This window comes from Nitrosomonas communis (genome assembly GCF_001007935.1).
Classification (GTDB): Bacteria; Pseudomonadota; Gammaproteobacteria; order Burkholderiales; family Nitrosomonadaceae; genus Nitrosomonas; species Nitrosomonas communis.
The window spans coordinates 228,902-251,487 of sequence record NZ_CP011451.1; the positions used below are offsets into that span (position 1 = coordinate 228,902).

Sequence of the window (22,586 nt, forward strand, 5' to 3'; positions counted from 1 at the left end):
ACCTTCTAACAAAAAAATTCAGTATTATCTATTTGATCCAGGCGGCTTTACCTACATGCAAGCCGCATTCCTTGGAGCCAGAATTCTCCCACCACCAGCGCCCAGAGCGAATGTCCTCCCCAGGTGTTATCGCACGTGTACAAGGAGCACAACCAATACTTGGATAAAAACGATCATGCAATTTGTTGTAAGGGACATTATATTGTTTAAGATATGCCCATACTTCGGTATTACTCCATTCACAGAGTGGATTAAACTTCTGCAAGTTGTTTTCAGCATCAAACGTGGATATGGATAGACCATCTCGCGTGACGGCTTGTTCACGACGCATTCCTGTGATCCAGGCACCCTTGCCCGCTAATGCTCGGCGAAGTGGCTCAACTTTGCGGATATAACAGCATCGTTTGCGTAACTCGACATTCTGATAAAAACCATTAGGGCCATTTTGGGCGATATAGCTTTCCACTGCAGCCGCCTCAGGAAAATATACCTGGAGAGAAACGCCATAGCGATCTTTTATTTGTTGCATCAGATTGTAGGTTTCTTGTGGCAACCGCCCTGTATCTAGCGTAAACATAGCAATATGCGGATAGTACCGCGTGATCAAGTCCGTCAAAACCATGTCTTCGGCACCAAAACTATTGGCAAACACAGCGGGTGCATATTCTCGCTGTATCTTTGCGAGCAAAACATGTAGTTGCTCGACTTTTTGTGCTACTTCAGATTGACCCATCTATTTTAATCAAGCAAAGTTTAAACTACGGCTGACTGCGAAATTTTCTGGAATTGTAATGGCTTATCTATAGCTTGCGGTAGCGAGCCTGTTAAGTCGAGCTGACTGTCAAACTGGGTACAAAACTTGGCCACATCGAGTGTCCATACATCCAATTCCGCATACCATTCAGTCAACAAGGCATCTGTCAATTCATTGGCAGAATGCGCAAATTCTCGAGCAAGTTTAGCTAGTTGTTGAGATAGATTAGGTTGGGTTGGCAACACACGTTGTAGTTCTTCCGCCTGCTCTATCAGGCTTTCATATTTCTGACCACCCACCAGTTGGGTCAATCCTTGGCTGATCAAACGGACAATTTCTTCCGCACACTTGGCTGACTCCTTAAATTTACGCTGAAACTTTAGTGCATTACGATAATTACGCTCGTTTGCAGCATCAAAGAAAGCTGTGCCGATCTGCTGCTGTTTTGCACCTGCACACTCTCCACCACCCAGCTGTAATACTCTGAAATCATCTCTCTGACCGTGATCGCGTAGCACTGACTGCAAATCTTCCTGCTTAACTTCTACCACATCAGCCAGTAATTCAGCGAAATAACTCTGGCCAACTCGTCGCGTCCAATTAAAAAACGTTTCTTCCATTTCACGGTCTGCGGCATACGCTGATTTCACCCGCTCTACCGCCAGCTCGATACGGGCGCTTGGTACCGATGGACCTTTAAAAGCCAAACCACCATTAACCATACCATTGCCACCGAAATACATCTGATAATGCGGCACCAATTTACCAAACATGCGCTTACCTTCGCCATAAATTCCTATATCACCACTTTCCGGCTGAGCGCAGCCATTGTGACAGCCCGAAACCCGAATACGCAGATCATCGCTTCCACCTGATAATTTACCTCCGACAGTCGGACTGGAAGTAATTCCCAAGCGGCAGGTGGATGTTCCAGGACAAGCCACGACATTGTCACCTGCTTGAGGTAAACCCAAACCGAGATTGGCGAGTGCAGACCGAATCTCCACTATATTTTTTCGTGGCACATCAACCAATATCAAATTCTGATCCTGCGTGGCACGAACTTCTGGCAAGTCATATTGCTTTAATATGCTGGCAATGCCACGCATCTGGATCGAAGTCAATTGCCCGAGGCGTACGCTGACCGGCACTACGTACAATCCGGCTTGCTTTTGCGCGAACAGCGCCCGGGGAGCGCCAGGACCGGGCACCTCACTCTCCTCCATACCACCTGTCCACTCCCCTTTGGGATAATCCTGCTCGACCAATACTTCTTTGACACGCGCGAGTTCTTCCCGATACTTCTCGATAAACCCATCTGCACCAAATTTGTCGACTAGAAACTTGATACGCGATTTCGCACGTTTACTGCGATCAGAATACTTGTTATGCAGGGTGAGAACAGCTTCTATCACCAACAACAAGTCCTTTTCTTCGATGAACGATTCAACCTCAATTCCCTCACGAGGTTTATGCCCAAGCCCCCCACCTACCAGGACTTTAAATCCAAAACGCGTACCCTGCCTAATTGCTATCACGCCAAGATCATGAATCATCCCTTGCGCACAATCCGACTCGCATCCAGAGAAACTGATCTTGAATTTGCGCGGCATCAGCTGATTCAGAGGTTTACGTAGAAAATGTTTAACTACTCCATTAAGATGTGCACTGATATCAGTATGCTCACGTGAACAAATACCTGTCAGAGGGCAAGCTGTTACATTGCGTATGGTGTTTCCGCACGCCTCACGTGTCGTGAGCCCGCCTTTCGCCAAATGACGCATCACAGCCGGTGTATCTGCTAATGGCACATAATGCAGTTGAATATCTTGCCGCGTGGTAATATGCGCTTCGCCATGCGGCACATAATTCTCCAGTACGTCTGCAATTGCATTTAACTGCATCGGAATTAACCGTCCCCCAGGAATTTTGACACGCACCATATTGACGCCTTCCTGACGTTGCCCATAAATCCCCATTTGCAATCGGGTAGCGGTGAAACGATCGGTATCCATACGTTGCGCAAAAAAATCCTGCAATGATTGATCGTATGAATCGATTTCCTCATCATTAGCGAGATCAGTTAAATAATTCATCCTATTTCTTCTCTCCGTAATTTCTTTACCACATCAGCTTATTGCCAATGAGGATAAAAATATTAATAATTTTTATTGTTATTTTATCTGATATCTATCTTCTGGCGTTAGTGGTTATCAACATTCATTTTTTTCAAAGAAAAAGCAGTACTGGCAAACAAGTATCAGACCATTTTTATATCCTTCCCTTAATTGACTCTTCCCACCTTAAAAATTTGACTTCTCATACGATTTTATGTTTTTTGCAAGATTTCCTCTAGCTGGATGGATGCATCATAACAGCATCATTATATTTCTCATAATAATATTAAATTAGATTATTATAATATTATGTTATAATGAAAAACATTATGAGATTGCAACAATTACGTTATTTGCGTGAAATCGTTAACAAGAATCTGAATCTGTCGAAAGCTGCCGAAAGTCTGCACACATCACAACCTGGAATAAGCCGGCAAATTCAACTTCTTGAAGAAGAGCTAGGTGTGGATATTTTTGTTCGTAATGGCAAGCGTATTGTAAAAATTACCCCCCCAGGCGAGGTTATCGTCGAGATTGCTGAGAAGATGCTCAAAGATGTTGAAAACTTGAAGCAAATCAGCCAGGAATTTAGTGATAAAGCGAGCGGCACCCTGATTATTGCCACGACCCATACCCAGGCACGTTATGCACTCCCACCCGTTATCAAGCGTTTTACCGAAAAATACCCTAAAGTTAAACTCATACTACGTCAAGGTAACCCAACCCAAATCTCCACTTTGGTATCTTCAGGCGAAGCTGATTTAGCCATTGCGACAGAGGCAATCGAGTTGTTTCAAGAACTCGTCATGCTTCCCTGCTATCAGTGGAATCGTAGTATTATCGTTACCCCAAAGCACCCCCTGCTCAAACAACATCCGCTGACATTAGAAGCGATTGCGCAATATCCCATCATTACCTATGATTTCGCGTTTACCGGTCGCTCAAAAATTAACCAGGCGTTTGCATCTAAAGGACTGACTCCCAACGTGGTGCTCACTGCAATAGATGCGGATGTAATTAAAACTTATGTAGAACTTGGTTTAGGTATTGGCATTTTAGCAAAAATGGCTTTCGACACGCACCGCGACAAACATCTGCGCGCAATTGACGCCAGTCATTTGTTTGAACCTAGCACGACGCGTATCGGCATCAGCCGTAATAGCTATATTCGCAGTTATATCTATGACTTCATCGAAATGTTTGCTCCCCACCTTGATGAAGCTACGGTCAAAGCTGCTATGAAAAACCAGCTGATAACACCTGCACAAGATACACCGCAAACAATTAAATAAACCTGTATAGCATTCGCTTGCGCAGGCTATATGAACAATTTCTTAGTAGCTGTTTCCTCTGCTCTGACCTACATCTATCGCGGACACCAAACTACTCCGATTTCCCCAGGCATTTCGGATAAAGGATACTACTTGAGCGACTTCTTCGTCCCGAATGATCTGCTGAAATGGAGGCATGCCATAAGGTCTGGGATTTGCTGCTGTAGTAGGGGGATAACCTCCATTCAGTACACTGCGAATGACGTTAGTAGGAATCGTCATGATAATGCTACGATTACCCGCCAATGCAGGATAAATGCCTGACGCCCCTTGGCCTGTTATGCCATGGCATCCCTCGCAGTATCTCTTATATAACTTCTCCCCCTGTGCTAAGTACTTCCGGACATTTTCAGGCATTTCCGGATAACTCACTTCAGGCTGAGCATTACTCTCAGGTATTGACTTAAGATAAACAGCCATGGCACGCAGGTCATCCTGTGATAAGTACTGCAAGCTTTGCCTGACAACCGTTCCCATTGGCCCCGATGTCATAGCACGCTGAGATACGCCAGATGAAAGCAGCTCGATAATCTCCTCAATAGCCCAATGCATGCTTCCCGCTTCCTGCCGAGAAGTCAACGAGGGTGCATACCAGTTCGACCCCATGATTTGGCCTCCACCAACAGTATCTTCTTGAATTGCACCCAGCACATTTCTGGCAATGTGACACGCATTGCAATGGCCTAGTCCTTGTACCAAATAAGCACCTCGGTTCCATTCGTCACTCTTGCTCTGATCCGGTTCGTAGACTCCTTGTTTGAAAAAGAGGGCGCGCCACAGATATAAAAGCGGTCTAGAGTTATAAGGGAAGCGGATTTCATGAGGTGGGTTGGATTGCGACACAGCAGGAATTGACTGCAGATAGGCAAAAATCAGGTCAGCATCCGCACGTGTCACCTTCGTGTATTCGGTATAAGGAAATGCAGGATAGAGGAGTTTACCATCGCGCGATTTGCCCTCATGCATCGCCTTCCAGAAATCCTCTTCGCTCCAGGAGCCGATACCCGTTTCTTTATCAGGCGTGATATTGGGAGTGATAAAAGTCCCAAATGATGTTAGCAATCGATGTCCTCCTGCAAATGGTCGACCTCCTTTGGCAGTATGACATCCCAAGCAATTCCCCACACGTGCAAGATACTCACCTTGTGCTTGTCGCTGTTCTGATAGGATGGAATTTTCAGGAGAAGCATTGACCACAGCGGTATGAGTCACCATCAGCAAGGTCAGCATATAGCCAAGAAATAAAAAATTATTTTTTGATCCCCGAGCAATAATCATCATGGTTGGTATCATCGAGCCTCTCCATTTTCCGAAACGATACTGACACAGCGCTGCGCCATTTCAGGCGGAAGTTGATTAGCCGGCTTTCCCGAAACAGGTTGGGTAGCCAGCCATTTTGCCACAGCATTGATCTCTTCATAAGTCAATTCTTTGGCGATATCCGCCATGCAATTCGTAATTTTTCCACGAATCAACCCTCCGCTATGCCATCCTCCCAATTGTGCTATCAAGTAAGTGCTATGCAACCCCAACAAACCCGGTACAAAAGGTGCTGTTCCCATCAAATCCTCTCCATGGCAAGCACTACATGCCGGTATATTTCGTTTAAGATCACCTGAATAAACAAGTTTCTCCGCTAGATTTGCTTCCGAGGGTTGCAGGGTAATAGATTCTTGCGGAGGGTAAGGTAAATTTAATGACGCAAAATACCGGGCTATCTCTTGCAAGTATTCATCGGACATATTCTCCAGCAAAATAGCCATCGGCTGGTAATAACGTCGACCGTCCCTGAAGTGGCGCAGCTGGTTAAAGAGATAGCCCTCCAATTTTCCCGCGATACGCGGATAATATGCATCTCTGCTATACTTGTCCTCTGCACCGTGACAAATGGTACAAGCCTTGACACGTTCAGCAAGCGTATCGGGAACATTCACCGATAGCATTTCTGTAGCTTTTGCCAGACTACTAAAAAACAATAAGATAATTAAAATAGAATGTTTCATGCCGTTATTTTTATAGATGAGCAATGTCTATGCCATTTACTTTTATTAAAGATTTGTATCAACATGGCACAATTATTCTGGACGAAAGTTTAAAACAATCCATAATTTCGGCCAAACTTATCCAATGCTATGTTACAGCTCACTACCAGACAAGCGTCGATTCAATCATGTTGACATTGCTCTTGGGTCAGCATAACGAATTATTAGCCAAGCTCATGAAAAAGCATGGGAAACAGTGCGCCCTCTATATTACTGCCTGTAATCCTCATAGTAGACCTCATGATGAAGAAACGAATCTCACAGCAAACAATCAGTTATTCGCACTGTTATCGACTCTTTCCAGTTGCATTTTTGTAGGCAAAAGCTCAGATCCAGCGGGTAAATGGCCAGCAGAATCGAGTTTTTTAGCATTAGGCATTGATTTTGTTACCTCTAAAATACTCGGCAGACAGTTTGATCAGAATGCTATTGTATGGGTTGATTTTGATGCAATTCCCAGATTAATTTTATTGCGCTAGAAACTCCGCTGCTATCATACCTCACGCACCATCGTCTGCTTTAATGCTTCGATTTGAGACTGATTGAGCGTCTCAATTTTGATTAACTCTTCAGCAGTCTTTTCAAGCAGCTCACGATTCTTGCGCAGGATACTCATCGCTCGTTCAAGCGCCTGATCCACAAAGGTACGCACAGTCGAATCAATCTTGTTGGCCGTCTCCTCGCTGTAATCTCGACTCGACGGTAGCGGGAAACCCTGCTGTAAAAAAGGAGAGCGATCACGATCATATGCAACGTTACCTAATGCATCACTCATGCCATAACGCAGCACCATAGCGCGCGCCATATCAGTTGCACGCACCAGATCATCAGAGGCTCCCGTAGACACCTCATTGAATATCACCTGCTCGGCTGCTCGCCCCCCCATCATCACGGCCATTTTGTTCTCCAACTCAATCCGTGTCATTAGATATCGATCTTCGGTGGGGCGCTGAATGGTATAACCCAGTGCACCCACTCCCCGCGGAATAATAGATATCTTATGCACCTCATCCGTGCCAGGTAATGCCAGCGCCACCATAGCATGTCCTAATTCATGAAACGCCACAATCTTACGTTCTTTTGGATTAAGCAGACGATTACGCTTTTCAAGACCCGCAACAATCCGTTCTATTGCGTTATTAAAATCCTCCATTGTGACGGAATCTACTTTACGCCGAGTTGCTAGCAACGCCGCCTCATTGACTAGATTAGCTAAATCTGCGCCTGTAAACCCTGGTGTCAGAGCAGCGATCTGCTCCAGTCTCACATCCACATTCATCTTTACTTTTTTGATATGAACCGCCAAAATCTGCTCACGCCCAATCTTGTCTGGTCGGTCTACCAGTACTTGTCGATCAAAACGCCCGGCACGCAGCAGTGCGGCATCCAAGACTTCCGGACGATTAGTTGCGGCCAGCAATACGATACCGCTTGATGGATCAAAGCCATCGAGTTCTGCCAGCAACTGATTCAGAGTCTGCTCCTTTTCATCATGCCCACCCCAGGCATAGGAACCACGCGCGCGCCCCAACGCATCAAGTTCATCGATGAAAATAATCGCTGGCGCCATTTGCCGCGCTTGTTCGAAAAGGTCACGCACTCTGGCTGCACCCACACCGACAAACATCTCGACGAACTCCGCTCCCGAGATTGAAAAAAATGATACCCCCGCTTCACCGGCTACCGCACGTGCCAGTAATGTCTTGCCTGTTCCGGGTGGCCCTACCAGCAAAATTCCCTTTGGTACTCTCCCACCCAGACGAGTATAGTCAGCAGGGTTTTTCAAAAAATTAATGATTTCAAGGAGCTCCTCCTTGGCCTCATCGACACCTGCCACATCAGCAAAGGTAACCTTGGTTTCTTTCTCAACATAAACTTTGGCCCGGCTCTTCCCAATCGACATTAATCCACCGCTCATGCCGCCGCTCATGCGCCGGATGATGTACAACCAGACTCCGATGAAAAGCAGCATCGGCAAAATCCAGGACAACAAATCGCGCAACCAGGTACTCTTGACGACTCCGCTATAAGTTACATTATGTTGATCTAGGATATCAGCAAGATCGGGCTCAACACGTGTCGTGACAAACTCCTTGAATCCTTCAGATTCGAATTCTTCTTTCAACGTACCGTAAATCTGGTTCTCTGTAATCGCCACCTCGGCAACTTTACCTTGCTCTAGTAGCGTATGGAATCGGCTATAAGGGATCGGCTCAATTCGGGTATATTGCTCGTAAAAATCGCGTAAAAACATCATCACAAGAATAGCAATGACGATGTACCAGAAATTGAACTGCACTTTCTTATCCATTAAATTTTTATCCATAAGACATTTCCTTCTTTATTGGGAAAATGATTAAATTCGTGAGAATCAGCCAGTTCAGCTACGGTCCAAGCTACGATTAAGCTATCTCTTTATGATCTTATCTTATGAGAATAAATCCTGTCCATATTCTTCCTGAGTGAAAAAATAAATTTTGAGAATAGTGCTAATTATTAGTTTTCAATCTGATGTAATGGATTGTGTCATTTTGCGAGTTTAACTGTGATTAGAGATGTTTGCCCCAAGAGCAGCCCCATGTGGAAGCGTTTTTAGCGTAGTAATCCGCTAGAGGCGGCAAGGCGCGCAGAAGAAACAAGCGGCGTCAGAGCTTGAGGAGTAAAGTTGGAATGTCGCGCTGGAGAAGACCGACCCATCACTGGTGCTAATCCGCCCGTTTTTTAGCGTGGTCATGGGTCACGTCGGCGACATTGGTGAGTCCGTGGCAACGGGCATCCCGTTTGAAAGAGTGAGTACAACGACGTACCTGAACCAGCGCGACATTCCAATAGAGATAATGGAGGATGTCATAGCAAAGTTCAAGCAAAGTAAATTGGAGTTAATCCATCCGAATGCAGCGGGGATTGATATTGGCTCTGCGAGCCATTTTGTGGCGGTACCGCCGGATCGAGATAACAAGCCGGTAAGGGAATTCAAGAGTTTCACCGCAGACCTGAATGGTTTAGCGGACTGGTTAGAGGCCTGTGAAATTGACACTGTGGCAATGGAATCGACGGGGGTATACTGGATTCCACTGTATGAACTTTTGGAGTCGCGCGGGCTGACTGTGTATCTAGTAAATGCGCGGCACGTTAGAAATGTTTCTGGCCGGAAGTCGGATGTACTGGACTGCCAATGGTTACAGCAACTGATGAGCTTTGGGTTGTTGTCTGGCGCATTCCGTCCGAAAGATGAGATATGTGCACTACGAGCCATATCTCGTCAACGCGATATGCTGATCCGTTATCAGGCGCGACATGTGCAACATATGCAAAAGGCTCTGGCGCAAATGAACATACAATTGGCGAACGTGATTTCGGATATTGTGGGCGAAACCGGTCAAAAGATCGTTCGTGCCATCATTACTGGTGAGAGAGATGGGCACATCCTGGCGAATCTCAAGAGCAATCGCATCCGGGCTGGCAAAGACGAGATTGAGAAATCGTTAGTCGGGAATTGGCGGGAAGAACACCTGTTTGCACTCAAGCAAGCGATGTCACTCTATGACGCCTACAGCGAACGACTCACCGAATGTGACCGGCAGCTTGAAACCATGCTGGCGGCACTTCAGGTGCACAAGGTAGAGATCTGCCAGAAGAAGCGCCGCTCCAATGTCAAGAACGCTCCCAAATTTGATTTGCGTGCCCATCTGATTGGCATGTGTGGGGTTGATTTGACGCGAATTGACGGCATCGAAGTGACGACTGCGATGAAAGTCCTGAGTGAAGTGGGCGCTGACATGAGCAGGTTCAAGAGTGCGAAGCAGTTTGCCTCGTGGCTTGGGTTGTGTCCTGGAACAAAGATATCGGGCGGAAAAGTGCTATCGGGGGCAAGCAAGCGCACAGCGAACCGTGCGGCTCAGGCACTGCGCATGGCGGCAGTTTCATTGAAATCCAGCCAGTCTGCACTGGGTGCCTATTACAGAAGATTATGTGGCAGACTCGACAAGGCAAAGGCAATCACAGCGACAGCACACAAACTGGCGCGCTTGATCTACACGATGCTAACGAAAGGAACCGAGTACGTCGATAAAGGGCAGGAGTACTATGAGGAGCGATATCGTCAACGCGTGTTGCATCATCTGACTGTTCGCGCTCGGAAGCTGGGGTTTAATCTTACCCCTGTTCCTGAGGCTACTTAATATTTGCTGTAAAACCATTGTGTTACATTTGTTTCTTGAAAGATATCTGTATATGTTATTAAGGAAGAATAATCGGAGCAGCTTAACGGCCCTTAGAACAATTCGAAAAGAAAATTAAGCTACGAAAAATATTAAATGCGAATTGAGAGCTGAAATAGAAACCAGTTCATCAATAACCGTTAAACTACCCAGTTAAGAAATCAAGGATGATATAGGCTTTAACCTTCTCAAAGACCGATAGAATGTTCTATGTATCTTCCTATTGCCTGGATCAAAATAATTTAAACATGCTAAATATTTATAAATAATAGTGAAATTTCCTTTTATCTATCTCTCCAAGGAGACTCATCATGAAAACAAAAATATTCTTCACAAGCTTGGTTATTCTTATTTTTCTGGCTTTCATCACTCCTGTACACGCTGAATCACAAAATCCAGTTGATACCAAAGTAAAAACAATTGCTTCCCCTGATCATAATAAATTAGCTGAATACTATGAAAATGAGGCTAAAGAAATGAGTTTAAAAGTGGAAGAGCAAAAAAAGCTACTTCATGAATACGATATTCATAGTTATTACTATGGCCGTGAGGGCCAGGATTTTCAGGCACATCATGAAGCCTTATTAGACAAATATGAAAAAGCGGCAGAACGAAACAGTGAGATGGCCGCTGCTCACAGGAAAATGGCAAAAAAACGTTAAACCTGTTTTCCTCAGCTGAACCTATAAAAATAGCTGCACGTATAGTGCTGTGAAGGTTTTACGGTTGAATAAAGGAATCACCTAATGGGTGAAAAGGATTTTTGAGGAAAAAGAGTAATAAAGGCGGTGGATAGCATCGGGCAGGAGATGGAGCAATCTGCAGAGGAGTTGTGCTCATCTACTTCTGGCGGTCGACTTCATCTACGCCAAGATAAAAACGGGAGTGCCACAGCTATGGGTCAGTTGGCACTTTTTGCCAAGCTCTTGGAAGTGACAGGCTTATTCCCAGTTAGGTAAAGGAATAGTGCCCCGCCCCGCTCCGCTCCGCTCCCTGACACTAACTCTCATGTGCCTGCTGTGGTTGATTTATTAGGTAACGTGAGTTCGACATAAGAAAAGCTGTAAAAGAAACCTGAATTCCTTATGATGAAATGGTTTTGCAAAAGAATTTCATCATGAGAGGAGTCAGATTTCCATGGATACTACAACGATTTTTTGTGAGAGTGACGAATTTTGTAAAGAGTTTGAACCACATGGGAGCAGCACTTATTAGAGTCATCGCTGAAACAGCGTCGGCGGCAAGGAGCGCTGTGTCTAAGCGAAATCATGACCATCATGGTCGGGTTTCATCTATCCGGCTACCGGACGTTTAAACACTATTACCTGAATTACGTGTTGAGGTATCAGCGCGATTATTTTCCAGGGTTGGTGAGTTACCACCGCTTTGTGGAGCTGTTGCAAGGTAGCCTGGTGCCTTTGTGCTGTTTTCTGACCAGTCGCTTTGGGCAATGTAGTGGGATCAGTTTCATTGATTCGACTAAGATTAGTGTGTGCCATAATCGCCGTATTGGGTCTCATCAAGTAATGGCAGGGTTTGCTGCCCGGGGAAAGACCAGCATGGGTTGGTTTTATGGATTCAAGCTGCACCTGGTCATTAATGACCAGGGAGAATTGCCAGGGGTAAAAATAACGGCGGGCAATGTGGATGACCGTGACCCGGTACCAGAGGTGACCCGCTCCTTGTTTGGCAAACTCTTCGGTGACCGGGGCTACATTTCGCAATCACTCTTTGAGCAACTCCGCGAGCAAGGTGTGCAGCTCATCACCAAAGTACGCAAGAACATGAAAAACAAGCTGTTGCCGTTGTTTGACAAGCTGCTGCTACGTAAACGTTCGATCATTGAGAGCGTCAATGACCCATTGAAGAATATCTCGCAAATCGAGCACTCCCGCCATCGCAGCCCAGTTAACTTTTTTGTTAATCTGATAGCCGGATTGGTGGCTTACACCTTTCGCGAGAAGAAACCCTCACTTAATATCAGGCTCCCTCAAGCTCTTCCAGTCGTGATTTGATGATTCTTATGTCGAACTCACGTTAGGTAGTAGGTTGCTATCAATTCTTGGTAGGTAGCGACGTCATGCTTACACCGCTGAGCTACGAGGAGACAAAGTAGCCCCTGAGATACTTGGCATGGGCAAGATTGTCAGCGATAAGAGCTTAGTATGTCGTCAAAAATAACTTCCAGAAATTGGATTAGAATGTTCATGCAGGATTATGGATAATAAAGCCAATTTATAATTGGTGAATGACAAATTGTGGCTGTTTACGATAAAAGCATTGAACTGAAGATGCAGCGGTTGTTTCTGCTGCTATCAGAAAAGGATCGGCGGCGGTATGCGGGGATTGAAGCGGCCAAGCTAGGGCACGGCGGTATTGAGTATGTGTCTGGGTTATTTGATATGGATCCCAAGACGGTGCGACGTGGTCTGGTAGAACTGGAAGTGAGTGAGGATCCTGCGCCGAGCCGGATCAGAAAAAAAAGGTGCGGGACGTAAAAATGCAATGGTTCACAAGCCTACCCTGGAAGAAAATTTCCTCAGGCTACTTGCGGAATTTACCGCCGGCGATCCGATGCGCGAAGGTGTCTTATGGACCAATCTATCACGTTGCGAAATTAGTCGCCGCCTGGCTGAAATGGGCACATCAGCAAGTCGGTACACGGTACGTAAATTATTAAAGAAACATGGTTTAGGACAGCGTAAAACGCGTAAGAAAAAAACGCTGGGAGCCCATCCTGATCGGGATGCCCAGTTTCAAAACATTGCCAGACTTAAGGCAGCGTATATGGCCAAGGAAGAGCCTGTGATCAGTATTGATTCCAAAAAGAAGGAATTGATTGGCAATTTCAGTCGAGAAGGTTACACCTATACACAGACGCCTGTAGATGCTTTGGATCATGATTTTCCCAGTGCCGGTGAAGGCAAATTGATTCCGCATGGCATCTATGATCTGGCGCGAAACGAAGGGCATATGAACCTAAATACCAGCCACGATACCAGTGAATTTTGTTGCGACAGTATTGCGCATTGGTGGAAACAGCAGGGTTGCCAGCACTATCCCAAGGCCCGGCGGTTGTTGCTTCTCTGTGATGGTGGCGGCAGTAACGCCGCCAATCGACATGTGTTCAAGGAAGCTTTGCAGGTGCTTGCCAAACGGCTGGGACTGGAAATTCGTGTTGCCCACTATCCGCCTTACTGCTCAAAGTACAACCCTATTGAACACCGGTTGTTTTCGCACATTACGCGTGCCTGCCAGGGTGTGGTGTTTCATTCGGTCGCCATTGCCAAACAATTTATGGAGAAGACTAAAACCTGCAAGGGTTTAAAAGTAACCGTGGATATATTGACCGGGGTTTACGTTACAGGAAAAAAGTGTGCAGAGAATTTTCTTGAAAATATGAGGATCATCTTTGATGACTATCTTCCTCGCTGGAACTACCGGGCAGTCCCACAAACAATCTGATTTCGGGAAGTTATTTTTAGCTAAATCCTTACGCCGCACAATGAGCGCTTGCGCCAAGTTTACCCAGATGTTGTGAGTAAGCACAATGCTGTTTATCAGGATCATCCTGCATACATACGAAGGACAAGTCACTGATGCTGCGCAAGGAAGGCCTGGTAACCGGTACCATCTTCTTTAGTGATGAGGAACTAGTCAAAGGTATGGCAGGGCAAGTATTGCACGCTTTGCCCTTTAATCGAAAGGCCAGCCCAGGGCCGTGTCCATGCCTAAACCCTTCCCGACCTGAGCTGTATTCACCCCCTGGCGCGGGGATCAGGGACGAGCAGCATATCGCATGGTAGCCAGTCGAGCAGCTTGGCAGCGGTGCTGCCAAGCAACAGGCTCATGATCCCGCTATTGCCATGGCTGCCCATGACCACGAGATCGATCTCATGCTCACGTACGTAGCGGGTCAGCGTTGTTTCGATAGCTCCGTCCTCCACCATCGTCCTGAGCTTCGTTCCCTCGGGCAAGACCGTAGCAGACAGGAAAGATGCGCATTCGGCATCTTCGATGCTCACGCATACGTCGGAGGAGCGGGTGGAAACATCAGCCAGCCCTGCCATCGATAGAGTATGGGCGTGATAAACGATCAGCTCGCGCCCTGGAAAGAACCGCACGGCGGCCAGGAGGGCATGTCGAGAGGATTCCGAAAAATCGGTAGCCACAACGATGCGCCGATAAAGTCCATATGCACGGTTGTGCACCACCAATAATGGGATGGGCAGAGAACGTGCCAGCTTTTCGACTGTCGATCCGAGCAGGAACCGCCCCAAGGTTTCATTGCGGGAGACACCGGTGACAACCACATCCGATTGCGTTTCGGCAGCCATTCGGCGAATGGTTGCCGGGACATCTTTGCTTCGGCTGATATAGAGTTTCACTGGAACCTTGACGGTCTTGAGGTCGCGGGCAAGCTGCTGCCGCGCCACACGCAGCAGCTGCTCATCACCAGTTCCGCTGGCCCAGGCCAGCACCTGGTCAGGCGACGCAGTAGGGTCGAGGATATTGAGCGCAATCAGTTCAGCGCTCCATTCTTCGGCCAACTGGCTCGCCTGATCCAAAGCACGGTCGCATCGGGCGCTTAGGTCGGTGGCCAGCAAGAGGCGCCGGGGCGCAGTATCGGATGAAGCAATGGTGGTCATGGATATATATCTCCCTAAAAATTATTTGTTCAAGCGCGCAGCCAATGGGCTGTGGCGGATCACGAACTTTTCAAACTCGGCCACGCTGAATACAAACAGGCCAGCTGCCACAACCTTACACCACTCCAGCTGCGTCAAGTCGGTTGAATTGAAAATGGCCTGCATGGTCGGTGCGTGGGTATAGGCAATTTGGAGCGGGATACAGGCGGCGATAGCCAGTAGCACGTAACGGTTGCCGGTCAAACCGTCGAGGCTGATAACCGAGGCAAGAGTAAAGCGACTGTTGACCAGATAGAACATTTCGGCTGCCACCACCGCATTAACAGCCATCGTGCGCGCTGCCTCCATACTTGTTCCATTGTTCAGCTCCCACAGGAATAAACCCAACGCGCAGATCATCATCAGAACCGAAACCATCAGCACCCGCCAGACAAAGAAGCCCGACAATAGTGCCTCGCCGGGTGGGCGTGGCCGGCGGCTCATGATGCCGTACTCAGCTGGTTCAAAGGCAAGGGCAAGACCAAGCGTGCTCGAGGTGACCATGTTGATCCACAACACCTGTGCTGGCGTGAGCGGCAAGGCCAGCTCAAACAGGATGGCGGCGATCACCACCAGCACCTCACCACCGTTGGTTGGCAACATGAAGAGGATAAACTTCTTCAGGTTGTCGTAGACTGCTCGGCCTTCGTGTACGGCGCTGACAATGGTGGCGAAATTGTCATCGGCCAGCACCATACCGGCGGCTTCCTTGGCCGCCTCGGTGCCTTTCATTCCCATCGCTACACCTACGTCGGCGCGTTTCAATGCTGGAGCGTCGTTCACACCGTCACCAGTCATAGCAACCACCTGGCCTTCTTCTTGGAGTGCCTGTATCAAGCGCAGCTTGTGTTCGGGGCTGGCTTGCGCGAACACGTCTACATCCCACGCCAAGCGGCGCAGGGTAGCATCATCCATCATTGCAATTTCAGCGCCAGTGACAGCAGGTTTACCAACACCGATACTGAGCTGGGCGCCGATGGCGCGCGCCGTTTCGGCATGATCGCCAGTAATCATCTTGACCCGGATGCCGGCGTGGTGACATTCACGCACAGCAAGGATAGCCTCTGGGCGTGGCGGGTCGATGATGCCAACTATAGCCAGCATCACGTAACCGGATTCGGTATCAGTAAAGCTCAGGCACCCTCCCAGCGGGGATGCTCGCTTGCACGCAAGAGCCAGCAGCCGTAGCCCTTGGGCCGCTGTATCGGCCGCCATGCGTCGCCAGTAATTGATCTCCAGTGTCCGCTCGCCGTCATGGCTCCACTGCGCACCGCACATGTCGAGTATGCGCTCTGGCGCGCCTTTGACAAATATCCATGGCTCATCGTCGCTGTCACGGTGATAGGTAGCCATGAAGCGATGCTGTGACTCGAAGGGGATGGCATCCAATCGTGGCCACGCCTCATAGCTCACGTGTTGAGTAAAGCCGGCCTTTTCCCCAAGCACAAGCAAAGCCCCTTCGGTGGGATCTCCTTCTACCCGCCACAAACTGTCCTCTTCGCGTAATCGGGCGTCGTTGCACAACACGCCAGCACGGATCGCCATAGCCAGTGCAGGATAGTGATCAGGGTCAATGATGCGGCCATCGATACTCAAATTACCTACCGGAGCATAACCAACGCCGCCCACGTTGAATACATGTTCAGCGCAGACCACGTGCTGGACGGTCATTTCATTGCGCGTCAGCGTACCTGTCTTATCTGAGCAGATCACTGTCACCGAGCCCAAAGCCTCCACCGCTGGCAAGTGACGAATGATAGCATTACGGCGGGCCATGCGCTGCACACCAAGCGCCAAGGTGACGGTCATAATCGCCGGCAGCCCCTCGGGGATCGCGGAAGCAGCCAACGCCACAACCATCATAAACATTTCGGATGGGGGCTGTCCGCGCCACCAAGCCCCAAGCACGAAGGTCGCGGCCGACATGCTCAGAATGGCCAACGCCAGCGTCCTGCCGAAACGGTCCACCTGGCGCAGCAGAGGCGTGGACAGCATACGGATGCTGGACAGCATTTGGTTGATCTCGCCCAGCTCGGTAGCGGTGCCGGTCGCAACCACGATGCCGCTGGCCTGTCCATAGACCACCAGCGTTCCCGAGTAGGCCATGCTGTATCGTTCTCCCAACGGGGCGTTGATAACCACGGCTTCATGACACTTTTCCACCGGCAGTGACTCGCCAGTCAGAGCGGCTTCATCGACACGCAGTTCCTTGACCTTCACCAGCCGCAGGTCGGCTGGTATCCGGTCACCGGAGGCGAGCGTTACCAGATCTCCTGGTACCAGCTCAGCAGCGTCGATCTCACGCCACCGTCCATCCCGGATCACCGTGGCATGGGGGGATAGTATGGCGCGGATGGCGTCGAGAGCCGATTCGGCCTTGCCTTCCTGAATGAAGCCGATGATGGCGTTGATGACCGCCGCAGCCATCAGCACGCCCGTGTCGATCCAATGCCCAAGCAGGGCCGTGATGACGGCGGCACCGATCATTACGTAGAGTAAGATATTGTGGAACTGCATCAACAGGCGCTGCAACGGGCCATGCCGCTTCGGTGGAGGCAACTGATTCGGCCCGTAGTGCGCGCGGCGATTCCGGGCTTCCGCATCCGTCAGGCCACCTACTCCGGTTTGCAGCACGTGCTCGATCTGTTCCTTAGACAGTGCATGCCAATGAGTGCGTAGCGGAGTTTCCTGGTGATCAGGGATCAAGTGCTCGGCCATAAATCAGTTTTGTTGTTATTATGAGGGCAGGAATGTGCGCATTACAGAGCAAAAGAAAATCTTTGAAAATTTAAAATTTGTAACTATTCAGTCACTAGATATAGATTTTAGGGATGTTTTTTAGTCAAGAATACAAGAAATATAGTAACGTGCGTTCGACACAAGAATCATCATACTAGGACTAGAAGAGCTTGAGAAATCTAATGTTAAGTAAGGGTTCTTCTCCCGAAAGGTGTAATCCACCAGCCCGGCTATCAGATTAACAAAAAAGTTAAATGGGGTATAATGGGCGGAATGTTCGGTTTGCGAGAGGCCGTTGACTGTCTCAATAGGAGAGCGTTACGTAATAAGAGTTTAGCGAATAGCAGCAGCAGCTTGTTTTCCAAATTCTTACGTACTTTGATGACGAGCTCATGCCCTGCTCACTAATTGCTCAAAGAGTGCCAGCGAGAGTTAGCCCTGATCATCAAAGAGTTTCCCAAACAAAGAGTGTGCAAACTCCGGGCGCGGATCATGGCCCTCGACATTTCCTGTCGTGATTTGCACTCCCAGCAACTCCCCTTGATCATTGATGACCAGGCGCAGTTTGAACTCATAAAACTAACCCACACTGGTCTTTCCGAGGCAGCAAACGCTGCCATTACTTTATGCGAACAGAGTCGGCGGTTGCGGCACACACTGATCCGGCTCGAATCAATGAAGCTGGTTCCAATACTTACCTAAAGCGCCCAAAGCGGCTAGTCAGGAAGTAGCACCTCTGGTGCCTCTCAACACCTCACTCAAATATGAGTGCTTAAATGCCCGTTAACCCGACAGATGAAATCCCATCATGATCGGCCATTACTTCACGTAAATCTCTTCCCTCCTTGCCGACGCCATCCCAGCGATAATTACGACAAGTACTGCTCCCACCACGACTCAAACTCTTGACAAAAGTCGTCAATCGCACAAAAAAATCAATACTATAATATCCATTGGAATCTGACTCCTCTCGTGATGAAGTTGTTTGCTAAAAGGGCATCATCAGAAGGAAATCAGATTCCCTGTGCTGCTTTTCTTATTCCGAACTCATGTTAATTTATTAGTGTGTATGCTTATTACTCTCCTCCTCAGCAGCGTCATGGTCATAATGATGATGATGCTCTCCTCCTTCTCCATTCGACGCGAGCGGCATGAAAGTTGCGCCTTGAGTCTCATAGCCAGGAATGGCTAGAAAGACAGCTACTGTCGTCTCAGGCGTAATTTGAAAATCTCCCTTCGCTTTCATTATATTTGCATAAACTGGCTCCAATACAACGGATTGTCTTTTCTCTTCCTTACCTACTTGGATATTTGCTTTTCCTTGCCCCCCACTCGTGGGGATGGGACTATCTCCATGATCAGTTATATACAGCGTTAATTCGCCATCCTTCGCTACCAACTCTAAATGGAACGGACCAGATGCGCGAAGTTGACCACCGTTGGGTGGAGTTAATGTGGCTAAATGCCCTTCTGTATGGGCCAGAGCAAAATGTGACACCATCAACATCATACTCAATAAAACAGATGTAACAACCAGTCTTCTCATTCAGTTTCTCCTGGAGTATTAATTAAGACACAGATAATACTTTAAAAATTTTAATAATTTACACATTAGTGCACATGATCACGTGGTGGCGGAAGGATTTCCTTTTCACTATTAAGCTGAACCAATTGTTGTTTTAGAAAATCCATATTATCCCACCCACTATCATCTCTATCTGGTATCCATCTTGCACGTAAGTAGCCAAAGCGATCTACCAAAAACTCCAAATGTTCTGGAATAACTCCCTCACCAAGGATATCTGGATGAGTTAATGTCCTTCGGTATAGAACATAACTATTTTTGATCTCCTCAGCTCCTTCTGTAGCTACAGGGAAAGGCATATCTGCTGCAATCTGCATTATTTCCTGTTGATCGAGCTTATTCATTGGAACAGCCAGGATGACTGTATTGAGTTCACGTAGCTTGTCATAAGACGCGATCAATTCCTGTAAACGAGCTTGTGATTGTGGCCATGTAAATAACACGAGCATCACATTCCTTTTCTGGCGGAAATCCTTCAAATAGCCGCTGGAGCCATCATGTGCAAAATAGGAAAAAATAGGCGGCCCAATCGATGGTTTCTCAGGAACAACCATCGGACTTAGTAAACGCGCCTGATAGCCGCGTGACATACAATGCATATAATTGACCACATCCCAGCGATCTTCTTCCGACATATTATTGGAAAAACCAGGCATACCTGTTTCCGCTATGCCATAGGTTAACCAATGGAAAAAATCCCCGGCTGTATGCCTAGCTGTGTGAGGCTCGGTCAGTAAATCTGCGGGTGGTGGATTAAATGTTTTGGCAAGCATTCCATTCCCTTTACCTTGCGGGCCATGACAGGAAGTACAATTTTGCGAGAAAAGGATTGATCCATTAGAAATGGAAATAGCATCAAAAGGTACTGGCGTATTTTGATAAGTTTCCGGATAAGCGTCTACTGCTAAAGGAGGCAAGGCTATGGCTAAAGAAGCAATTGTTAAGCTAGCTGGTATTCCAACTCTCTTTTTAATTTCCCATTTATTTTTAATGCCTAACCACACCGAACCAGCTGCAAGTATCAATAACACCACACCACTCCAGACGAGAAGAGGGGTATTGGGTTCATTCCAAGTGGCATCAATTGAAAACCTAAAGGAATAAGGCCAATTTTCTACGATGGCATGCTTTGCCGGTATGGTATTAGACAAAATGGTCGCACATAACACCATGATAATGGCAAGTATGAATTCAATACTGACCCATTTCTTCAGTTGCTGCCCGCCTCTTTGGATTTGCTCAACGTAATCTACTTGCGTGAGTGAAGGTAACCATTTAGCACGTGCTCGATATGCGATGACGAGAATTATTGCTAGTAGCATAAGTTTCATGTTTATTAACCAGCCATACGCACTAGCTACTAACGCATGATAATCATCCTCTACCATTCGATCCGCAATAATAAAACCTGTCAGCATTAACACGACCATTACCGGTAAGGCGATCGTAGAAAATTTCTTCAAACTTTCAGTGCTTAATAAATCCAAGGGTTTGTCAGACTCCTTCTTATTGAATATGATCAATAGAAATGCTGGTAAAGCGCCGAACCAGGCACCTGCCAGAAGAATATGCAGGGCATAAGGAAATATTGATATAACAGATATTTCCTCTGCCGCCGAATGACTGACCAGTGAACCTGCAATCAGCGGAAGGGAAGCTGTCACCGCACCTAGGATATAGTGCCACCTCACTCTGTAAGTATGCCGAATGTATAAAATGGCCCCTAGCAAAACTAGCGCAAATAATGCACGAGCTGCCCACATTTGTCCCATGCGAGTCTGTTGCACTACTTCTAACCAAGCATCAGGTCGCCAAGCATTCGCAGCAACACCCGTCGCTTCACCGGCCGTTGTCGCTAAAATGCCGAGCAACCCAATTAGAATAATACCAGCTAACCATGGAAATCCACGTTCCAAGCGGGTTGCCCAGGGGGTCCCAAATACAGCTTTTTCTTGTCCAGCTATAGCAAGAAAAATACAACTACCAAAAATAATCAGATTAGCTACCAGCTGTGACCAACGAGCAAATGCAGCAACGATCTCAATCATCTCTTTTTTCTTTATCCGTAACTGTAAAGTTATATTCAGAATCAACCACATGACCATCTACAGAGAGTACCCGAAATTTCACTGTATATCGTCCTGAGCTCAATTCTGGTAATTCCAGAACGATAGACTTCGGATCTTCTGGATGAATCTTTACTTTATTATCAGTAACAGATTTTTTATCTTTATCCAGTACGGAAAGCGACGCATAGGCAGGCTCAATCTCTTCATTAAACCAGAGACGAACTTGTGCTGGTGCGGTAGAAAGTACAGCACGACGAGCAGGTTCAGCCTTGACCAGAGCAGCATGCGCAAATGCTTGGTTCGCATGCATAAGTGTCATTACCATAACGGTTATAGATAATGCTAAAAATTGTGTTAAATTTAATTTTGGCCATTTTATTTTCATTCGAGTACTCCTCATTTTAAAACTGATAATTTAATAAACTATTATTATTTAGATTATCAAGTATGAGCATGGTTCTAATGTGCTTTCGCTAACTTATTATGCAACTTCTGCTTTATTCTTTTTGCCGCGCATCAAGAAGAAGGCAGCAGCCACTGCCAGCAGGATGACACCGATGATATAAGGCAGGTTCGATTTTCCACCTGTTCCCACAGCAAACGGAAAGCGTGAAACATATTCTTCCTTGTCACCTCTTACTGTGACCAGTCCTACAAATTTGCCTGGCTCCGGAAAGGTATGCTCAAAGGTCACCGATCCATTCGAATAGACTTTCGGTGGTATATGAAAGATGGTTGCGGCATCCGGATTCTCTTCTGACCCGGTATCCCGTATGATGCGCACTTCGGTGGTCATAGGCCGCAGCTCCTCATTGATGTAATCCAGTGCCACCACGGTGCGGCCTGTCATGGGAATATCTTCACAAAACTCCTGCTCTTGCGTGCTCTCAGGCTGGTAACCCGTAAAATGCATGGTGTAAGGCCCGATCGTAAGCTTGCACATATCCTCAGCCAGTGACAGTCCACCATGCGCAGACAGCTGCATGGAATACATCATGCCTAATGCAACCAGTAACATTGATTTATAGATAGATTTCATTA

The 22,586-nt window shown here is 47.3% G+C and carries 22 protein-coding genes and 1 pseudogene; 10 read left to right on the forward strand and 13 right to left on the reverse strand.

The genetic code is table 11. The features are described from left to right. Positions 1-28: 28 nt before the first annotated feature. Both AAW31_RS00980 and AAW31_RS00985 read right to left on the reverse strand, forming a co-directional pair. Positions 29-733 carry a phosphoadenylyl-sulfate reductase gene (locus AAW31_RS00980; protein ID WP_046848815.1) on the reverse strand — a complete coding sequence of 235 codons (705 nt, stop codon included), beginning with the start codon at positions 731-733 and terminating at the stop codon, positions 29-31. A gap of 20 nt (positions 734-753) precedes the next feature. Further along, positions 754-2,850 carry a nitrite/sulfite reductase gene (locus AAW31_RS00985; RefSeq protein WP_046848816.1) on the reverse strand — a complete coding sequence of 699 codons (2,097 nt, stop codon included), beginning with the start codon at positions 2,848-2,850 and terminating at the stop codon, positions 754-756. A gap of 350 nt (positions 2,851-3,200) precedes the next feature. Here AAW31_RS00985 and cysB point away from each other — a divergent pair, with 350 nt between their 5' ends. Continuing rightward, the gene (gene cysB, locus AAW31_RS00990) at positions 3,201-4,163 is read left to right on the forward strand and encodes an HTH-type transcriptional regulator CysB (protein ID WP_046848817.1); all 963 of its coding nucleotides are present in this window, start codon (positions 3,201-3,203) and stop codon (positions 4,161-4,163) included. Between the two features lie 42 nt (positions 4,164-4,205). Here cysB and AAW31_RS00995 read toward each other — a convergent pair whose 3' ends face one another. Both AAW31_RS00995 and AAW31_RS01000 read right to left on the reverse strand, forming a co-directional pair. Next, a complete protein-coding gene (locus AAW31_RS00995; protein ID WP_235264442.1) occupies positions 4,206-5,483 on the reverse strand; it encodes a c-type cytochrome in 1,278 nt (425 codons plus the stop codon). 8 nt (positions 5,484-5,491) lie between these two features. Beyond that, a complete protein-coding gene (locus AAW31_RS01000; protein WP_046851388.1) occupies positions 5,492-6,205 on the reverse strand; it encodes a c-type cytochrome in 714 nt (237 codons plus the stop codon). A gap of 29 nt (positions 6,206-6,234) precedes the next feature. On the opposite strand from AAW31_RS01000, the gene AAW31_RS01005 reads away from it, so the two are divergent. Further along, positions 6,235-6,723, forward strand: a complete 489-nt coding sequence (locus AAW31_RS01005) for a DUF3293 domain-containing protein (protein ID WP_052751988.1) — start codon at positions 6,235-6,237, stop codon at positions 6,721-6,723. 14 nt (positions 6,724-6,737) lie between these two features. Here AAW31_RS01005 and ftsH read toward each other — a convergent pair whose 3' ends face one another. Beyond that, complete coding sequence (gene ftsH / locus AAW31_RS01010) at positions 6,738-8,555, reverse strand: ATP-dependent zinc metalloprotease FtsH (RefSeq protein ID WP_046851390.1); 1,818 nt, start codon at positions 8,553-8,555, stop codon at positions 6,738-6,740. A 526-nt stretch (positions 8,556-9,081) separates the two neighbouring features. Here ftsH and AAW31_RS01015 point away from each other — a divergent pair. The 7 genes and pseudogenes from AAW31_RS01015 (at position 9,082) to AAW31_RS20315 (ending at position 14,270) form a co-directional block, all read left to right on the forward strand. Beyond that, positions 9,082-10,425, forward strand: coding sequence for an IS110 family RNA-guided transposase (locus tag AAW31_RS01015; protein ID WP_046848818.1), 1,344 nt, complete (start codon positions 9,082-9,084; stop codon positions 10,423-10,425). A gap of 350 nt (positions 10,426-10,775) precedes the next feature. Beyond that, the gene (locus AAW31_RS01020) at positions 10,776-11,126 is read left to right on the forward strand and encodes a hypothetical protein (RefSeq protein WP_046848819.1); all 351 of its coding nucleotides are present in this window, start codon (positions 10,776-10,778) and stop codon (positions 11,124-11,126) included. 126 nt (positions 11,127-11,252) lie between these two features. Then, positions 11,253-11,423 carry a hypothetical protein gene (locus tag AAW31_RS21045; protein WP_158441319.1) on the forward strand — a complete coding sequence of 57 codons (171 nt, stop codon included), beginning with the start codon at positions 11,253-11,255 and terminating at the stop codon, positions 11,421-11,423. A gap of 178 nt (positions 11,424-11,601) precedes the next feature. Continuing rightward, positions 11,602-12,479: pseudogene (locus AAW31_RS01025) on the forward strand (IS982 family transposase). A gap of 276 nt (positions 12,480-12,755) precedes the next feature. Further along, on the forward strand, positions 12,756-12,962 hold the full coding sequence (locus tag AAW31_RS21630) for a hypothetical protein (RefSeq protein WP_046851391.1): 207 nt from the start codon (positions 12,756-12,758) through the stop codon (positions 12,960-12,962). A gap of 7 nt (positions 12,963-12,969) precedes the next feature. Beyond that, complete coding sequence (locus AAW31_RS01035; RefSeq protein WP_052751990.1) at positions 12,970-13,929, forward strand: ISAzo13 family transposase; 960 nt, start codon at positions 12,970-12,972, stop codon at positions 13,927-13,929. A 134-nt stretch (positions 13,930-14,063) separates the two neighbouring features. Beyond that, positions 14,064-14,270, forward strand: coding sequence for a hypothetical protein (locus AAW31_RS20315; protein ID WP_144412801.1), 207 nt, complete (start codon positions 14,064-14,066; stop codon positions 14,268-14,270). On the opposite strand, the gene AAW31_RS01040 is transcribed toward AAW31_RS20315, so the two are convergent. The 3 genes from AAW31_RS01040 to AAW31_RS23325 form a co-directional block, all read right to left on the reverse strand. Then, positions 14,223-15,113: a universal stress protein gene (locus AAW31_RS01040; protein ID WP_046848821.1), complete on the reverse strand. Its 891-nt coding sequence runs from the start codon at positions 15,111-15,113 to the stop codon at positions 14,223-14,225. The genes AAW31_RS20315 and AAW31_RS01040 overlap by 48 nt on opposite strands. Positions 15,114-15,134: 21 nt before the next feature. Continuing rightward, complete coding sequence (locus tag AAW31_RS01045; RefSeq protein WP_046848822.1) at positions 15,135-17,870, reverse strand: cation-transporting P-type ATPase; 2,736 nt, start codon at positions 17,868-17,870, stop codon at positions 15,135-15,137. A gap of 453 nt (positions 17,871-18,323) precedes the next feature. Next, positions 18,324-18,416, reverse strand: coding sequence for a hypothetical protein (locus AAW31_RS23325; protein WP_392390567.1), 93 nt, complete (start codon positions 18,414-18,416; stop codon positions 18,324-18,326). On the opposite strand from AAW31_RS23325, the gene AAW31_RS22440 reads away from it, so the two are divergent. Beyond that, on the forward strand, positions 18,384-18,593 hold the full coding sequence (locus AAW31_RS22440; protein ID WP_235264443.1) for a hypothetical protein: 210 nt from the start codon (positions 18,384-18,386) through the stop codon (positions 18,591-18,593). The genes AAW31_RS23325 and AAW31_RS22440 overlap by 33 nt on opposite strands. A gap of 70 nt (positions 18,594-18,663) precedes the next feature. Here AAW31_RS22440 and AAW31_RS21050 read toward each other — a convergent pair whose 3' ends face one another. The 5 genes from AAW31_RS21050 to AAW31_RS01070 form a co-directional block, all read right to left on the reverse strand. Then, positions 18,664-18,819: a hypothetical protein gene (locus tag AAW31_RS21050; RefSeq protein ID WP_158441321.1), complete on the reverse strand. Its 156-nt coding sequence runs from the start codon at positions 18,817-18,819 to the stop codon at positions 18,664-18,666. A gap of 132 nt (positions 18,820-18,951) precedes the next feature. After that, the gene (locus AAW31_RS01055; RefSeq protein WP_052751991.1) at positions 18,952-19,437 is read right to left on the reverse strand and encodes a hypothetical protein; all 486 of its coding nucleotides are present in this window, start codon (positions 19,435-19,437) and stop codon (positions 18,952-18,954) included. A 65-nt stretch (positions 19,438-19,502) separates the two neighbouring features. Next, complete coding sequence (locus AAW31_RS01060) at positions 19,503-21,524, reverse strand: CopD family protein (protein ID WP_046848824.1); 2,022 nt, start codon at positions 21,522-21,524, stop codon at positions 19,503-19,505. Continuing rightward, positions 21,517-21,930, reverse strand: coding sequence for a copper resistance CopC family protein (locus AAW31_RS01065; RefSeq protein WP_052751992.1), 414 nt, complete (start codon positions 21,928-21,930; stop codon positions 21,517-21,519). The genes AAW31_RS01060 and AAW31_RS01065 overlap by 8 nt, the downstream gene beginning before the upstream one ends. A 96-nt stretch (positions 21,931-22,026) precedes the next feature. Then, entirely contained in the window at positions 22,027-22,584 is a 558-nt protein-coding gene (locus AAW31_RS01070; RefSeq protein ID WP_046848825.1) for an LPXTG cell wall anchor domain-containing protein, read from the reverse strand. Positions 22,585-22,586 lie beyond the last annotated feature (2 nt).

Excerpts from the sequence above, each read along its gene's own strand:
- AAW31_RS01020 (WP_046848819.1), top strand. The coding sequence starts at position 10,776 with ATGAAAACAAAAATATTCTTCACAAGCTTGGTTATTCTTATTTTTCTG.
- AAW31_RS01060 (WP_046848824.1), bottom strand. The coding sequence starts at position 21,524 with ATGATTGAGATCGTTGCTGCATTTGCTCGTTGGTCACAGCTGGTAGCT.
- AAW31_RS01000 (WP_046851388.1), bottom strand. The coding sequence starts at position 6,205 with ATGAAACATTCTATTTTAATTATCTTATTGTTTTTTAGTAGTCTGGCA.
- AAW31_RS00995 (WP_235264442.1), bottom strand. The coding sequence starts at position 5,483 with ATGATGATTATTGCTCGGGGATCAAAAAATAATTTTTTATTTCTTGGC.
- AAW31_RS01035 (WP_052751990.1), top strand. The coding sequence starts at position 12,970 with ATGGTTCACAAGCCTACCCTGGAAGAAAATTTCCTCAGGCTACTTGCG.
- AAW31_RS00980 (WP_046848815.1), bottom strand. The coding sequence starts at position 733 with ATGGGTCAATCTGAAGTAGCACAAAAAGTCGAGCAACTACATGTTTTG.
- AAW31_RS01015 (WP_046848818.1), top strand. The coding sequence starts at position 9,082 with ATGGAGGATGTCATAGCAAAGTTCAAGCAAAGTAAATTGGAGTTAATC.
- AAW31_RS01055 (WP_052751991.1), bottom strand. The coding sequence starts at position 19,437 with ATGAGAAGACTGGTTGTTACATCTGTTTTATTGAGTATGATGTTGATG.
- AAW31_RS01005 (WP_052751988.1), top strand. The coding sequence starts at position 6,235 with ATGCCATTTACTTTTATTAAAGATTTGTATCAACATGGCACAATTATT.
- ftsH (WP_046851390.1), bottom strand. The coding sequence starts at position 8,555 with ATGGATAAGAAAGTGCAGTTCAATTTCTGGTACATCGTCATTGCTATT.
- AAW31_RS01065 (WP_052751992.1), bottom strand. The coding sequence starts at position 21,930 with ATGAAAATAAAATGGCCAAAATTAAATTTAACACAATTTTTAGCATTA.
- AAW31_RS01070 (WP_046848825.1), bottom strand. The coding sequence starts at position 22,584 with ATGAAATCTATCTATAAATCAATGTTACTGGTTGCATTAGGCATGATG.
- AAW31_RS21630 (WP_046851391.1), top strand. The coding sequence starts at position 12,756 with ATGCAGCGGTTGTTTCTGCTGCTATCAGAAAAGGATCGGCGGCGGTAT.
- AAW31_RS22440 (WP_235264443.1), top strand. The coding sequence starts at position 18,384 with ATGGCCCTCGACATTTCCTGTCGTGATTTGCACTCCCAGCAACTCCCC.
- AAW31_RS01040 (WP_046848821.1), bottom strand. The coding sequence starts at position 15,113 with ATGACCACCATTGCTTCATCCGATACTGCGCCCCGGCGCCTCTTGCTG.
- cysB (WP_046848817.1), top strand. The coding sequence starts at position 3,201 with ATGAGATTGCAACAATTACGTTATTTGCGTGAAATCGTTAACAAGAAT.
- AAW31_RS01045 (WP_046848822.1), bottom strand. The coding sequence starts at position 17,870 with ATGGCCGAGCACTTGATCCCTGATCACCAGGAAACTCCGCTACGCACT.
- AAW31_RS20315 (WP_144412801.1), top strand. The coding sequence starts at position 14,064 with ATGCTGCGCAAGGAAGGCCTGGTAACCGGTACCATCTTCTTTAGTGAT.
- AAW31_RS00985 (WP_046848816.1), bottom strand. The coding sequence starts at position 2,850 with ATGAATTATTTAACTGATCTCGCTAATGATGAGGAAATCGATTCATAC.